This is a genomic window from Achromobacter seleniivolatilans, assembly GCF_030864005.1.
Classification (GTDB): domain Bacteria; phylum Pseudomonadota; class Gammaproteobacteria; order Burkholderiales; family Burkholderiaceae_B; genus Achromobacter; species Achromobacter seleniivolatilans.
Genome location: NZ_CP132976.1, coordinates 980,375 through 993,733, shown reverse-complemented (window position 1 = coordinate 993,733; position 13,359 = coordinate 980,375). Strand labels below are relative to the sequence as shown.

The 13,359-nt window shown below is 59.8% G+C and carries 14 protein-coding genes; 8 read left to right on the top strand and 6 right to left on the bottom strand.

Annotated features, from left to right (window positions below; all coding sequences use genetic code 11):
* Nucleotides 1–15 precede the first annotated feature (15 nt).
* Nucleotides 16–906 (top strand): LysR family transcriptional regulator, encoded by an 891-nt coding sequence (locus tag RAS12_RS04380; protein WP_306945497.1) that lies wholly within the window; start codon nucleotides 16–18, stop codon nucleotides 904–906.
* Nucleotides 907–1,004: 98 nt separating this feature from the next.
* Here RAS12_RS04380 and RAS12_RS04375 read toward each other — a convergent pair whose 3' ends face one another.
* Nucleotides 1,005–1,937, bottom strand: coding sequence for a LysR family transcriptional regulator (locus RAS12_RS04375; RefSeq protein WP_306945496.1), 933 nt, complete (start codon nucleotides 1,935–1,937; stop codon nucleotides 1,005–1,007).
* 120 nt (nucleotides 1,938–2,057) lie between these two features.
* Between RAS12_RS04375 and RAS12_RS04370 the strand changes: the two genes are divergently transcribed.
* The 4 genes from RAS12_RS04370 to RAS12_RS04355 all read left to right on the top strand — a co-directional run bounded on the left by RAS12_RS04370 (nucleotide 2,058) and on the right by RAS12_RS04355 (nucleotide 5,285).
* The gene (locus RAS12_RS04370) at nucleotides 2,058–3,104 is read left to right on the top strand and encodes a zinc-dependent alcohol dehydrogenase family protein (protein WP_306945493.1); all 1,047 of its coding nucleotides are present in this window, start codon (nucleotides 2,058–2,060) and stop codon (nucleotides 3,102–3,104) included.
* A 195-nt stretch (nucleotides 3,105–3,299) separates the two neighbouring features.
* On the top strand, nucleotides 3,300–4,073 hold the full coding sequence (locus tag RAS12_RS04365) for an SDR family oxidoreductase (RefSeq protein ID WP_306945491.1): 774 nt from the start codon (nucleotides 3,300–3,302) through the stop codon (nucleotides 4,071–4,073).
* A gap of 7 nt (nucleotides 4,074–4,080) precedes the next feature.
* Nucleotides 4,081–4,329: a hypothetical protein gene (locus RAS12_RS04360; RefSeq protein WP_306945489.1), complete on the top strand. Its 249-nt coding sequence runs from the start codon at nucleotides 4,081–4,083 to the stop codon at nucleotides 4,327–4,329.
* 47 nt (nucleotides 4,330–4,376) lie between these two features.
* The gene (locus RAS12_RS04355; protein ID WP_306945487.1) at nucleotides 4,377–5,285 is read left to right on the top strand and encodes a LysR family transcriptional regulator; all 909 of its coding nucleotides are present in this window, start codon (nucleotides 4,377–4,379) and stop codon (nucleotides 5,283–5,285) included.
* A gap of 16 nt (nucleotides 5,286–5,301) precedes the next feature.
* On the opposite strand, the gene RAS12_RS04350 is transcribed toward RAS12_RS04355, so the two are convergent.
* From RAS12_RS04350 to RAS12_RS04340, 3 genes are read right to left on the bottom strand one after another with little or no spacing between them, the layout of a single operon-like run.
* Complete coding sequence (locus RAS12_RS04350; protein ID WP_306945485.1) at nucleotides 5,302–5,907, bottom strand: YdeI/OmpD-associated family protein; 606 nt, start codon at nucleotides 5,905–5,907, stop codon at nucleotides 5,302–5,304.
* Between the two features lie 28 nt (nucleotides 5,908–5,935).
* Nucleotides 5,936–6,814: a methylenetetrahydrofolate reductase gene (locus RAS12_RS04345; RefSeq protein ID WP_306945483.1), complete on the bottom strand. Its 879-nt coding sequence runs from the start codon at nucleotides 6,812–6,814 to the stop codon at nucleotides 5,936–5,938.
* A gap of 54 nt (nucleotides 6,815–6,868) precedes the next feature.
* Complete coding sequence (locus RAS12_RS04340; RefSeq protein ID WP_306945481.1) at nucleotides 6,869–7,792, bottom strand: LysR family transcriptional regulator; 924 nt, start codon at nucleotides 7,790–7,792, stop codon at nucleotides 6,869–6,871.
* 142 nt (nucleotides 7,793–7,934) lie between these two features.
* Here RAS12_RS04340 and msuE point away from each other — a divergent pair, with 142 nt between their 5' ends.
* The 3 genes from msuE to RAS12_RS04325 all read left to right on the top strand — a co-directional run bounded on the left by msuE (nucleotide 7,935) and on the right by RAS12_RS04325 (nucleotide 10,743).
* Nucleotides 7,935–8,516: an FMN reductase gene (gene msuE, locus RAS12_RS04335; RefSeq protein ID WP_306945477.1), complete on the top strand. Its 582-nt coding sequence runs from the start codon at nucleotides 7,935–7,937 to the stop codon at nucleotides 8,514–8,516.
* A gap of 186 nt (nucleotides 8,517–8,702) precedes the next feature.
* The gene (locus tag RAS12_RS04330) at nucleotides 8,703–9,686 is read left to right on the top strand and encodes a DUF1852 domain-containing protein (RefSeq protein ID WP_306945475.1); all 984 of its coding nucleotides are present in this window, start codon (nucleotides 8,703–8,705) and stop codon (nucleotides 9,684–9,686) included.
* 28 nt (nucleotides 9,687–9,714) lie between these two features.
* On the top strand, nucleotides 9,715–10,743 hold the full coding sequence (locus tag RAS12_RS04325) for a methionine synthase (protein ID WP_306945474.1): 1,029 nt from the start codon (nucleotides 9,715–9,717) through the stop codon (nucleotides 10,741–10,743).
* Nucleotides 10,744–10,907: 164 nt separating this feature from the next.
* On the opposite strand, the gene RAS12_RS04320 is transcribed toward RAS12_RS04325, so the two are convergent.
* Both RAS12_RS04320 and RAS12_RS04315 read right to left on the bottom strand, forming a co-directional pair.
* Nucleotides 10,908–11,891, bottom strand: a complete 984-nt coding sequence (locus RAS12_RS04320) for a Bug family tripartite tricarboxylate transporter substrate binding protein (RefSeq protein WP_306945472.1) — start codon at nucleotides 11,889–11,891, stop codon at nucleotides 10,908–10,910.
* Nucleotides 11,892–12,440: 549 nt separating this feature from the next.
* Nucleotides 12,441–13,358: a restriction endonuclease gene (locus tag RAS12_RS04315; RefSeq protein ID WP_306945470.1), complete on the bottom strand. Its 918-nt coding sequence runs from the start codon at nucleotides 13,356–13,358 to the stop codon at nucleotides 12,441–12,443.
* Between the last annotated feature and the right edge of the window lies 1 nt (nucleotide 13,359).

The window sequence follows — 13,359 nt, the reverse complement described above, 5'->3', positions numbered from 1 at the left end:
CGCTATTCTTGCGCAATGGCTGAGAAAAAACGCACAGAGCCCGACTGGCAAGACATCCGCGTATTCCTTGCGCTGGCGCGCTACGGCAGCCTCTCGGCCGCCGCAAGGGCGCTAGCCACCAACCACTCGACGATCTCGCGCCGCCTCCAATCCCTGGAAGCCACCCTGGGTGAAAAACTGGTCGAACGCCGGCCAGAGGGGTATGTATTGACCCCGGCAGGAACACAAGCGATGGCAGCCGCCAGCGACATGGAAGCCGCTGTCCACACGTTGGGCAGAGGCAGCGCAGATGGCGCGCCACGCGGCCTGGTTCGCGTCAACGCGCCGCCCGCGCTATCTCAAGGGTTTCTGGTGGACAGGCTTGCCAAACTGCCTTTGCAGCATCCAGGCATAGACATCGATCTCGCCATGGATCTGCGTTCGGTGAGCCTGGAGCGGCACGTCACCGATATCGCAATCCGCCTCAGCCGCCCCCAAGATGGCGATTTCATCGCGAAACCGCTGGGACACATGGCATTTGGCTTTTATGGCGTGCCTGCGCTTTGTAAACGGATCGAGGGTGGCGCGGAACCCGTTTTTGTCGGGTTCGACGAAGCAAATGCGTATCTGCCGGAAGCGGCTTGGCTGTCACGTCAATTTCCGAAAGCGCGTATGACCTTCCGGGCGAACAATCACGTGGCCCAAGCCACCGCAGTCCGAACTGGCGTGGGCATTGCGCTGCTTCCGCATTACGTCGGAAGGACAACGCCAGGGCTTGTACGGTGCGAACTGGAACAAGCTCCCCCGCCTCCGCGGGAGATTGTGTTGTTGACGCGCAGGCAGGATCGCAAGGATCTGCCCATACGTGCAGTTGTTGAGTATTTGGTGCAGGTGTTTGAGAGTGAACGGGCGCTGTTTGATGCGTAAGCTTCACGTTGCTGCCTGCGAAATCCATGAACTTGTGATGGATCACGCAAAGCGTCAGGTTTCGCAGACCAAAGTCTACGAACCTTAGGGATCGCTCATCAGCCCAAGCCCTTATCCCAGGGCGCCACGGGTGTAAACGCCCGCAAGAGCTCGTCAACCGTCGCCCTGATCTTGGGCGCCAGATCACGCGTGGCGGGCCACAGCGCGTGAATCGGTGAACCTTGAACGCCTTGCGGCGCCAAAACCGTTTGGAGCGTACCGCACCTTAACGCATCCGCGACCAGCCACGTCGGGAACTGCCCAATGCCCAAACCGTCGAGCACGACGGCGCGCAACGCTTCCCCATCGCTGATGGTGTGGCGTCCTTTGATCTTGACGTCTACGCTGCGGCCCTCGCTATCCAGCAGCTTCCACGGAAACAGGTAGCCGCCATGCGCAAAGGTGATGCAGTCGTGGTGTGCAAGATCGTCAATGGATGTTGGACGGCCATGCTCTACGAAGTAGGCTGGCGAGCCGCAGACGACCAGTCGTTGAAATCCCAGACGGCGCGCTGAAAGCGAAGCGCTGTCGCCCGGGTCTCCCAGACGTACCGCCAGATCGATGTTCTCTTCAAGCAGATCGACAGCGCGGTCCGAAAACGCCACGTCCAGCGCAAGCTTCGGATGCTGCCGGGCCAAGCCGCACAGCACGGGCATGACCCATTGCCTGCCGAACGTCACCGGCAGGCTGATGCGCAGCGTTCCCGACACCTCTGTGCGGCGCGAGGCCGCCCGCGACTCGGCCTCGTCCAATTCGGCCAAGACGCGCAGGCAACTTTGATAGAAGTCGGCGCCCTCCGCCGTCAACGCGAGCCGCCGTGTGGTCCGCTCCAGCAGGCGCACGCCCAATCGCTCTTCCAGTGTCGCCACACTCTTACCGACCGCCGACTTGGACAAGCCGATTCTGTGGGCTGCCGCCGTGAAGCTGCCAGCCTCAACGGCCTGGACGAATGCGGTGATGCCTTGGAGACGGGATGCTCCGTAGGTCGTCATGCGAGTGCCAATTGAAGAATAAAAGTGGCCAGTCTATGCCAGATTTGTCGCAACTAGCGCGTGTTTTTCGCCCATAAACTGAGCCATCAACATTGAGTGATGTGACAAGGAGTAGTGAAGATGACGGTTGAATCCATGCGGGTCTGGCAACTACCAACCTTCGGCCTGGAAAACCTGGAACTGGCGCGGCGGCATGTGCCGCGCCCTGGCCCCAACGAATTGCTGGTCAAGGTCGCAGCAGTATCGCTGAACTACCGGGACAAGCTGGTGATCAACGGCGAACTGTTGCCGGAATTGCCGTCCATGCCTTTCGTCCCGGTTTCCGACATGGCGGGCCAAGTCGTTGAACTGGGTTCGCAAACCCGTCGTTTCAAAGTAGGTGACCGCGTCATGGGCAACTTCTGGACGCAGTGGCTGGACGGCGAGCCGCCTCGCGCAATGCTCAAGCACGGTTTGTCGCTGGGCGGTCCGCTGCCCGGCATGTTGGCCGAATACGTTGTGCTGTCCGAAGAGGTCGCTGTTGCCGCCCCCTCGTCCTTGTCGGATGAAGAAGCCGCCACCTTGCCCGTTGCGGCCCTCACCGCCTGGTTCGCCTTGGTGGAAGCAGGAAAGCTGCGCACAGGACAAACGGTTCTGGTTCAAGGCACGGGCGGCGTGTCCCTGTTCGGCCTGCAATTCGCACAAGCCCTGGGCGCGCGCGTGATCGTGACCTCACGCAGCCACGACAAATTGGCCCGTGCAAAAGCGCTGGGCGCGTGGGCTGGCATCAACACCGTAGAGGTTCCGGCCTGGGCGCAAGCGGCGGTCGAACTGACCGGCAGCGATGGCGTCGATCATGTGCTGGAACTGCTGGGCGGAGACAACCTGCGCCAGTCCGTCGAAGCCCTGGCGGGTTCCGGGCGCATCATGCAGATCGGCTTCCTGGACGATACCGAAATCCGCCTGCCCGCCATTCCGCTTCAACTTCGGCGCGCCAGCTTGCAAGGGGTATCCGTGGGGCATCGTCGTGCATTCGAAGAGATGAACCAAGCCATTGACCAGCACGGCATCAAGCCGGTAATCGACAAAGTTTTTTCATTTACCGACGCTCACGCAGCGTTTGCGCGGCTGGAACAAGGGCCTTTCGGAAAGCTGGTCATCAGGGTTGGCGATCGGCCATCGCCATGATCTTTTCCAGACTAAGCAATGCGGTGGCGACAAGCTTGCCGCTAGGCACCCTGATCAATTCGTCGTAAATTCACCCCACTCCCACGACTTGATTAGAGCGATTTTCTGGATAATCCATCCAGATTCTGCTGGCTGATCTTCCGGTGTGTTGGTGCCTAGACTGAAACCCCAGTCAATCCATCGAAGGAAATTCCCATGGCAGACCATTCCATCAAAGGCAAAGTCGTCCTCATCGCCGGCGGCGCCAAGAACCTTGGCGGACTGATCGCCCGCGATCTGGCCCAGCACGGAGCCCGAGCCGTGGCGATTCACCACAACAGCGCAAGCAGCAAGGCTGATGCCGACGCAACCGTCGCCGCAATCAAAGCCGCAGGCGCTCAGGCCGTTGCCATCCAGGCGGACTTGACCACCGCTGGCGCAATCGAGAAGCTCTTTGCTGACACCATCGCCGCCGTGGGCAAACCGGACATTGCCATCAACACGGTCGGCAAAGTCATCAAGAAACCCATGACTGAGATCAGCGAAGCCGAATACGACGAGATCACGGCCGTGAACTCGAAAACGGCCTTCTTCTTTCTCAAGGAAGCGGGCAAACATGTCAACGACAACGGCAAGGTCTGCACATTGGTAACGTCGCTGCTCGGCGCCTTCACCCCTTTCTATGCTGCCTATGCAGGTACCAAGGCGCCCGTCGAACACTACACCCGCGCGGCCTCCAAAGAATTCGGCGCGCGCGGCATCTCGGTGACCGCAGTAGGCCCCGGCCCGATGGACACACCCTTCTTCTACCCGGCCGAAGGTCCGGACGCAGTGGCCTATCACAAGACCGCCGCCGCACTCTCGCCATTCAGCAAAACCGGGCTGACCCAGATCGAAGACGTGGTGCCGTTCATCCGCCATTTGGTCAGCGACGGCTGGTGGATCACCGGCCAGACGATATTGATCAACGGCGGCTACACCACAAAATGAGAGCGCCATGCGGACAGTAATCTTCATCGTTGTCGGCCTGATACTGGCCGCAGTACTGCTGCGGTTGGTGCCCAACCCGCACCGCACACTGGCCGCCTGCGCGTTCACGGTGGTGTGGCTGGGGGTTGCCGCGCTTAACTTGCGCACGGGCCTGTCACACGGCTACACCTTCGCCCAGGAATTGCCGATTCATCTGATTCTGTTTGGGGTGCCGGCCTTGGCGGCCTGGGCGGTCTGGTGGTGGCTGCGCCGGTAACCAGCCGGCCGCTGCGTTGGTCTTCGAGCACGAAATAGGACAACAGAATGGACAAGCTCGACCAGTACCGCGTTTTCATCCAGGTGGCCGAAATGGGCAGCTTCATCAAGGCGGCGCATACGCTGGATTTACCCCGGGCCTCAGTCTCCGCGGCCGTGCAGCAGCTGGAGTCGCAGGCCGGCGCCAGACTGCTGCATCGCACGACGCGGCGTGTCCACCTGACCAGCGATGGAGCGCAACTGCTGGAACGTGTCCGGCAATTGCTGGCCGATGCAGAAGATATTGATCAACTGTTCAAGACCAACCAGCACAAGGTCACAGGCAAACTCACCGTAGACGTCCCCAGCCGCATCGCACGCCGCCTGATCGCACCGGCGCTACCTGGCTTGCTGCGGCGCTATCCCAAGCTACAGCTCACGCTTGGATCAACGGACCGATCCATCGATCTGGTGCAGGATGGCGTGGATTGCGCGGTGCGCATCGGTTCCCTGAACGACAGCAGCCTGGCAGTCCGCCCGCTAGGGCATATCGCGTTGATCAACTGCGCCAGCCCTGCCTACCTGCGTGAACATGGTGTGCCTGAGCAACCCAGTGACCTAGCGTCCGGTCACTGGACCGTAGGCTACGCATCTCCGACGACCGGCCGGGAGTTGCCCTGGGAGCACGTGTCGTCCGGTGGGCAGGAGGAAACGACCAACATTCCCAGCCGGGTGATCGTCAACAACGCCGAGAGCTATATCGCATGCTGCCGCGCCGGTCTGGGTCTGATCCAGATTCCGCGTTTCGACGTGAAGCATCTGCTGGATACCGGCGAACTGGTGGAAGTGATGCCAGAGTATCGTGCGAGAGCAATGCCGGTGTCGATGCTGTATCCGCATAGACGTCAAAGGTCGCGCCGATTGGGTGTGTTTGTGGAATGGTTCGAGGATTTGATACGGCCGCATTTGGAAAGGTGATGCGGGTGTAGCGGTCTCAACCCTGCTTCTTTCTCTGCGGATAGATCGTCTCACCGCGTTTGAGCAAGTCAACCAAGGTCTGGATCTTCTTCTGGCGTCCTGCCGCCGTCTTCATGTTGTGCACGCGAAACGCGAGCGCAAAGCGGTTCTGCGCAGTCAGGCACGTCAGCATGTCCCTGGCTTTGGGTTCAGCATCGATGGCAGCCTGAAGGTCGTCAGGAATCTTCATCTCCTGACCGCTGCCATACGCGCGTTCCCAACGGCCATCCGCCTTGGCCGCCTCGACTTCCCTGAGTCCGTGCTCAGTCATCCGGCCTTCCTGGATCAAGCGGGCCACGTTGCCGACGTTGATCTTGCTCCATATGCTTTTGCTGCGCCGCCGCGTATAGCGTTGCAGATAACTCGTGTCATCCAACCCCTTACGCAATCCATCGATCCAGCCCCAGCACAGCGCCACGTCGATAGCTTGTTTCGGCGTCACTGAAGCCAGACCAGAACTGACCTTGTGGATCTTGATCCAGACCTCGTCCTCGTTGTCGTGACAACGGGCTAACCAGTCGTAGAAGCTTTGGCCGTCGGGGAATTCGTGGATGTTTTGGGGGTCGATTTTTAGGGATGCCATTGGATGGGGGCTCCGTTGGTCGCTGCCGTTACTGCCGGCTGTGCCCGGCGCGAGCGCGGTACTGCTCTATCCATTTCACAGATTGCGCGATGCCGCCGAACGGAAAGAAATGCAGGCTCACCTGTCCATGTGCCTCTGTCAGTCCGGCGGCCAAGCGATCCACAAAAACATCCGGCCCCGCCGTGCCAAACAGCTTGCCAAGAGAGATGCCGTACTTGGACCACATTGAGGCGCATGCACTGATGCCGCATACGGACGCATAGCGAGCAAGCACCGCGATACCTGCGGGACCCGGCACACCCACGCGTACGGGATGTTCAATGCCACGCTCACGCAGCGCTTTCAACCACGTCAACACGATATCCGCATCGAACCCAAACTGCGTGAAGATCAAGGGCGTCATGCCGCGCATGCCGATGCTGTGGCACTTGCGTTCGAGCACCTCCCACCGTTCGGCCGTGCTCATGACCGGATGGCTTTCTGGATGCCCCCCCACCCCGACAAGCTGGATGCCCGAGCGCTCGAAAACGCCTGTTTCGATCAGCGAGGCACTGTCGGAAAACGGCCCCATCGGGGTCGACGGATCTCCGCCGATCACCAAGCAGCGCTCAACGCCGGCTTCAGCGACCGCGCGTTTGACGAAGGAATCAAGCTCGGCAAGCGAGGCGATACGGCGCGCAGAAAGGTGCGGCATGGGTACCAAGCCCAGCTCGCGCACGGCCCGCGCTGTAGCCAATCGCGCGTCGTTGTCCTGGCCTGGCAGGTAGGGAATGGAAATGGTCGACCCCGGCAATATCCGCGGCGCCGCTGCGGTCAGCGCCGCAATGTCTTTCACGCTGACTTCCAACGAATAGGCGTCGGTGATGTTGCCAGGAGACTTGGGTGTACTGGAATAAATCAAGGGCATCGCTGAAAGGAACGCCGAACGGCCCGGCAAGCGGGTTGCGGTCGACGGGGGTGTTCAATTATTGGCGTCTTCTGCAATGGAATTTGCAGTGGCGGTCGCTGACTTGCGGGCCAGTTCGATGAAGGCCCGCACGTAGTCGATAGCGGTGTCAGCCTCGCGCGCCCCAAGAAAGATCTGCTTGGCGATGCCGCGCGCGCCCAGCCGCACGGGCACTACGTCCATCCGGGCTGCGTATTCCTCGACCAGCCAGCGCGGCAGAGCGGCCACACCGCGTCCGCTGGCCACCATCTGCACCATGATGTCGGTCGTTTCAATGGCTTTGTGGCGCTTGGGCGCGACACCGGCGGGCAACAGGAACTGGTTGTAGATGTCCAAGCGCTCGATGTCCACCGGGTAGCTGATGAGCACTTCCTGGTTCAACTGATGCGGCTTCACGTAAGCAGCCGTTGCCAGGGCATGACCCTTGGCCACGACCAGCACCTGCTCGTAGTCGAACACGGGCTCGAACTTCAGCCCCGGCTTGAACAGCGGGTCGGGCGTGACCAGCAGGTCGATCTCGTAACCGAAGAGCGCGCCGATCCCGCCGAACTGGAACTTCTGCTTGACGTCCACTTCCACGTCGGGCCATGAAGCCAGATAAGGAGAAACCACCTTGAGCAGCCACTGGTAGCAAGGATGGCATTCCATGCCGATGCGCAGCGCACCGCGCTCACCCTGCGCGAACTGGCCCAGCCGCTCTTCGGCCAGGTCCAGTTGCGGCAGCACGCGGTTCGCCACCGCCAGCAGGTATTGGCCCGCCTGAGTCAGGCGCAGGCTTCGGCCTTCGCGCAGCCAGACGTCGGTACCCAACTGCACCTCTAGCTTCTTCATGCTGTGGCTCAGGGCCGACTGGGTCAGGTTCAGCACGCCTGCGGCGGCCGTCAAGGACCCCTGCTTCTCGACCTGCTGGACGATGCTGAGGTGGATGCGCTCAAGCATTCAGATGATTTCCGCTCATGGATTGGTGAATTAAAACCATTTTACTTCATCATCACCCTCACCTAGTATGCGACTCCGGCCTGTTGCTGCACCTGCACAAAAAAGTTGCGGCACCGCGTAGATCCATTCATGTGAAGCAAAAATGACACGTCCACTCCGTCTAGTTGCCGTTTCCGGCGGAATGCAACGCCCCTCGAAGTCTGCGGCCCTGGCAGAGCACCTGCTGGACCTCATCGCCGACGAAGTCCCGTGCGAACAACACCTGGTCGAATTGGGTCAGCTAGCCCCGCAATTTGCTGGCGCGGTCTGGCGCTCGCAACTGCCCGACGTGGTGGAGCGGGAACTTGGCGTGGTCGAGCAAGCTGACATCCTGGTGGTGACAACTCCGGTCTACCGGGGCTCCTACACGGGACTGTTCAAGCACTTCTTCGACTTCCTTCATCAGGACGCCTTGATCGACAAGCCCGTCTTGTTGGCCGCCACTGGCGGTAGCGACCGCCATGCCCTGATGATCGATCACCAATTGCGGCCGCTGTTCAGCTTTTTCCAAGCGCGCACGTTGCCGCTGGGCGTCTACGCCACCGACAAGGATTTTGCCGGCTACCGCGTACAGGACGAGGCCCTGATCGAGCGGGCCAGACTGGCGGTCCAACGGGCTTTGCCCTTGATCGAATTGATTCGCCAGCCACGATCTGCCGCCGCAGAAGAAGCGGTCGCAGCCTGACGCAAGGCCACTCCGATTGCCGATTCAAGGGCGATAACGTCCGCGAAGCGGCTGTCGGACTCAATACATCGCCCGGGCGGCTGGAGCAGGAATGGCGCTCTCGGGATTTGACCCGCCCCTTGCTCCCAATAAAACCCGTTTCAATTCCCCGCATTTTTTTCGCATCATTCAGCGTACCTAATCACAATGAGCCAAGATTTCACATTCAGCATCAAGAGCATTTCTTTTGATGAAAACTATCAGCCATCAGACAGTACGCGCATAACGACCAACTTTGCCAATTTGGCCAGAGGGGCGAGTCGCCAAGAGAATTTGCGCAACACCCTGCGGATGATTGACCGGCGCTTCAATAGTTTGGCCCATTGGGACAACCCCAAGGGAGATCGCTACGCGGTCGAACTCGACATCATTTCCGTTGAAATGCACATGGGCGCCGAAGGCGGCAATGACGTTTTTCCGCTGATTGAGATACTGAAAACCAGTATCGTCGACCGGACAAACAACGAACGCATCGAGGGCATTACAGGGAACAACTTCTCGTCCTACGTGCGCGACTACGACTTCAGCGTGCTGCTGTCCGAACACAACAACAACAAATCCACCTTCAGCACTCCGGACAATTTCGGCGAGTTGCACGGCAAGCTGTTCAAGCACTTTGTAAATTCAAGCACTTACAAAAATCACTTCAGCAAGCCGCCTGTTATCTGCATCAGCGCGTCCAGCAGCAAGACCTATCATCGCACTGAAAATCAGCACCCCATCCTGGGCGTTGAGTATCAGCAAAATGAATTCTCCCCGACCGACCAGTACTTCGAAAAAATGGGCTTGCAGGTCCGCTACTTCATGCCCCCGGGTAGCGCCGCACCGCTGGCCTTTTATTTCCAGGGCGATCTGCTTGGCCACTACACCAACCTGGAGCTGATCAGCATCATCAGCACCATGGAAACGTTCCAGAAGATCTACCGTCCCGAGATCTACAACGCCAATTCCGCAGCAGGCAAGCTCTACCAACCGAGCCTGAAGAACCAGGATTACTCGTTGACGCAGATTGTCTATGACCGCGAAGAACGCAGCCAGCTCGCCGTCAAGCAAGGGAAGTTCACGGAACAGCACTTCATCAAGCCTTACGCACAGACGCTCGCAAGCTGGGCTGCCAACTACGCCCACTAATCACGCAAGATAAACAAGACCACAGATCATGAAAAAACTACTGCCTACTTCGACCGCCGGCAGCTTGCCGAAGCCTTCCTGGCTTGCACAGCCCGAAAAGCTCTGGTCGCCCTGGAAATTGGAAGGCCAAGAACTGATCGAGGGCAAGCAAGACGCCTTGAGTTTGGCACTGCAAGAACAACAACACGCCGGCATTGATATCGTCAGCGACGGCGAGCAAACCCGTCAGCACTTCGTCACCACGTTCATCGAGCATCTCGATGGCGTCGATTTCGAAAAGCGCGAAACCGTCCGGATTCGTGATCGCTATGACGCAAGCGTGCCGACCGTCGTGGGCGCCGTGAGCCGCCAAAAGCCGGTTTTCGTTGAAGACGCCAAGTTCCTGCGCCAGCAAACCAAGCAACCCATCAAATGGGCGCTGCCGGGTCCGATGACGATGATTGACACGCTGTACGACGCCCACTACAAGAGCCGCGAAAAGCTGGCCTGGGAATTCGCCAAGGTCCTGAACCAGGAAGCCCTGGAACTGGAAGCCGCAGGCGTCGACATCATTCAATTCGATGAGCCGGCATTCAACGTCTTCTTCGACGAAGTGAACGACTGGGGCATTGCCACCCTGGAACGCGCCATCGAAGGCCTGAAGTGCGAAACCGCCGTGCACATCTGCTACGGCTACGGCATCAAGGCCAACACCGACTGGAAGAAGACCCTGGGTTCGGAATGGCGTCAGTACGAGGAATCGTTCCCCAAGCTGCAAAAATCCAATATCGACATCATCTCGCTGGAATGCCACAACTCGCACGTGCCGATCGATCTGCTCGAACTGGTTCGCGGCAAGAAGGTAATGGTCGGCGCCATCGACGTGGCCAGCGACAAGGTTGAAACGCCGGAAGAAGTGGCCAATACGCTCCGGAAGGCGCTTAAGTTTGTGGACGCCGACAAGCTGTATCCGTGCACGAACTGCGGCATGGCGCCGTTGTCGCGGGCTATTGCGAAGGGCAAGTTGCTGGCGCTGAGTGAAGGCGCGGAGATTGTTCGCAAGGAACTGCTCGGCTGATGCTGAGTGGAAGCGGTAAGGGGTGCGGAGAGATGATTGACGCGGTAGCTTGATTGCTCTCTTCCAAACCTATCACCCACGAGAAAAGGCGCCGAGGCGCCTTTTCTCATTTACCGCGAAGACACCCGAGCCAGCAACGCCCAGGCGGAAGTTTTATCGTTGCCCTACTGCTCCTTCAGCCCCAACGACTTCATCAACGGCGCGAACAGTTTCTTCTCGTCCTCTACACGCGCGGCATAGTCGGCCGCACGCATCGGTAGCGCCTCGGCGCCGGCGTCCAGGAAACGCGCCTTGATCTCCGGCCGCGCCAGCACCTTATTGATTTCGCCGTTCATGCGATCGACCACATCATCGCGGGTGCCGGCGGCGGCATACACGCCGAACAGGCTGTCCGCGAAAACGCCGTCAATACCGGCCTCGGAAAAGGTTCGTATGTCGGGCGCCACGGCAGCCCGTTGCCGGCTCGCCACCGCCAGCACCTTCAGCTTGCCCGCTTGCACCATGGGAAAGACCGTGGCCGGTCCGAACGCAAAGTCGATCTGACCCGCGGCCAGGTCTTGTATCGCCGGCGCCACGCCGCGATAAGGCGCATGGGTGGCCTGCATGCCGGTAGCCTGCTTGAGCAACTCGCCAGCCAGATGCGGCGTGGTGCCGTTGCCGGCCGACCCGAAGTTGAGCGGATTGGGCTGTTTGCGCGCGTATTCGACGAACGCTTCGAGGGTATCGACGCCCAGCGAGGACCGGACGAACAGGAACAACTGGCTGTTGGCCAACAAAGCGACCGGCCGCAGGTCCCGCTGCGGATCGAACGGCATACTGGCGAACATTAGCGGGTTGACCGATTCGGTCGTCGATGGATTGAGCAAGAACGTATGGTTGTCTCCACCGTTGCGCACAACTTCGGCGCCCGCCAAGTTGCCGCCCGCGCCGCCCCGATTCTCCACGATAACGGTCTGCTTCAAGGTCTCGGCCAAATGCGGCTGCACCGTGCGCGCCAGCACGTCGACCAGCCCGCCAGGGGCCAGCCCCACGACCAGGCGCACCGGCTTGGCGGGCCAGGCCTGAGACGGCGTTTGCGCATGACTGCCCGTCGCCCAGCCAGTCAGCGCCAGCATCATCATGGCCAGACAATGTCTACGCAGCAGCATGCGATTCTCCTTATGGGGCGCCACCGCGCGATCCTGCGTACGGTGCGTCAGGTGCCGCACCCCGGTGAACCGCCGTGATGCCTAATCGCGGCGGCAGCCCTGCATCTGCCGCTCATTCTTCACAAAACTTTAAGCATAAAGAATCCCGGATAACCCTAGTTTGCTGGTGATGAGCGAGTGCGGGTTGGGGAGACGGCATTGGTTCGAATAAAAAAAATGGAAGGACTCGAATTCGAGTCCTCCCGTTTTTATTGCAAGGTCTACTGCAAGCGGAGTCAGCTGATCAGCCGCGGAGAGCCGATCCTGATACCAACCCTACCCGAAGTTCTTGCATCACAAGCCCGACTGGCCACGCCAGGGACATTCCTGCCGCGCGCCATCCACATCGGGAATGACCGATTGTGTGGAAGCCGGTCATTCAAGGCTAGATACAGACGAGCCTTCCGACGAGAAGGTCTTAAGTGAAAAGGCGAGAGAGAGCTTTCTGTCGTTAGACATCCCTCATCGGCCTCGCGCTATCCCAAACTCTTTCGAGTGCGCACTGTCGCGTTATTCTTCCGCAAAGAAATCCTCGTCGAGCCGCTTGAACTCGATTCTGCGGCTAACGCGAACGCCTACGCCATATTCGATCATCAGGTCGGTCAGCTGGTCCCCGTCGATCAGGATGACCCGCTGGGCAAGGTGTTTGACGTAATCCCGCGCATGGCCGCTGAAGGTGGAGGTTGTGACGAACACGCCCTTGGTGGCGCCATGACCGACCAGACTGCCGACGAAGGCCTGCACATCGGGCCGGCCAACCGTCGTGTCCGCATAGCGTTTGGCCTGTACATAGACCCTGTCCAGCCCCAACCTGTCCTCGTTGATGACGCCGTCCACACCGCCGTCGCCTGAACGGCCAAGCTGCGTTGCCGCGTTCTTGTGCGATCCGCCATAGCCCATGGCGATCAGTAGATCGACGATCAATTGCTCGAAAAAGGCCGGGCTGTTCTGGACGATGCGTTCCAGCAGTTCCGCACGAAGGGCTGATTGCACGGCCTGATAGGCCGCCTCAATCTGCTCCTCGGGCGTCCCGGTTTCGGATGATGGGACGATGGCAGCAGGCGGGGCATCGTCATCGGCCGATTTCTGCCCGGTGTAAAACTCGCGGAAGCTCTCATAATCCTTCAGCTCATTCACGCCGAGCTGCGCAGGATTGGATGCTAGCAGCGCCCGCCCCGCATCCGTCGCGATGAATTGCCCGCGCTTCGGAGAGGTGACAAGGCCCGCCTTGGACATATAGAACTTTGCCCAATGGATTCGGTTGTGGAGCAGGCGCTGCCGTCCGCTAGGCAGCATCTCTTCGCGTTCAGCGGGGCTGAGGCCGAACTCATCGGCAATACACTCGGCGACGTCAGCCACGCGCTGTTCCACAGTAGCAGCGAGACGCAGGACCGGGAGCATCAATGTTTGATAATCGGGGATGGGCATG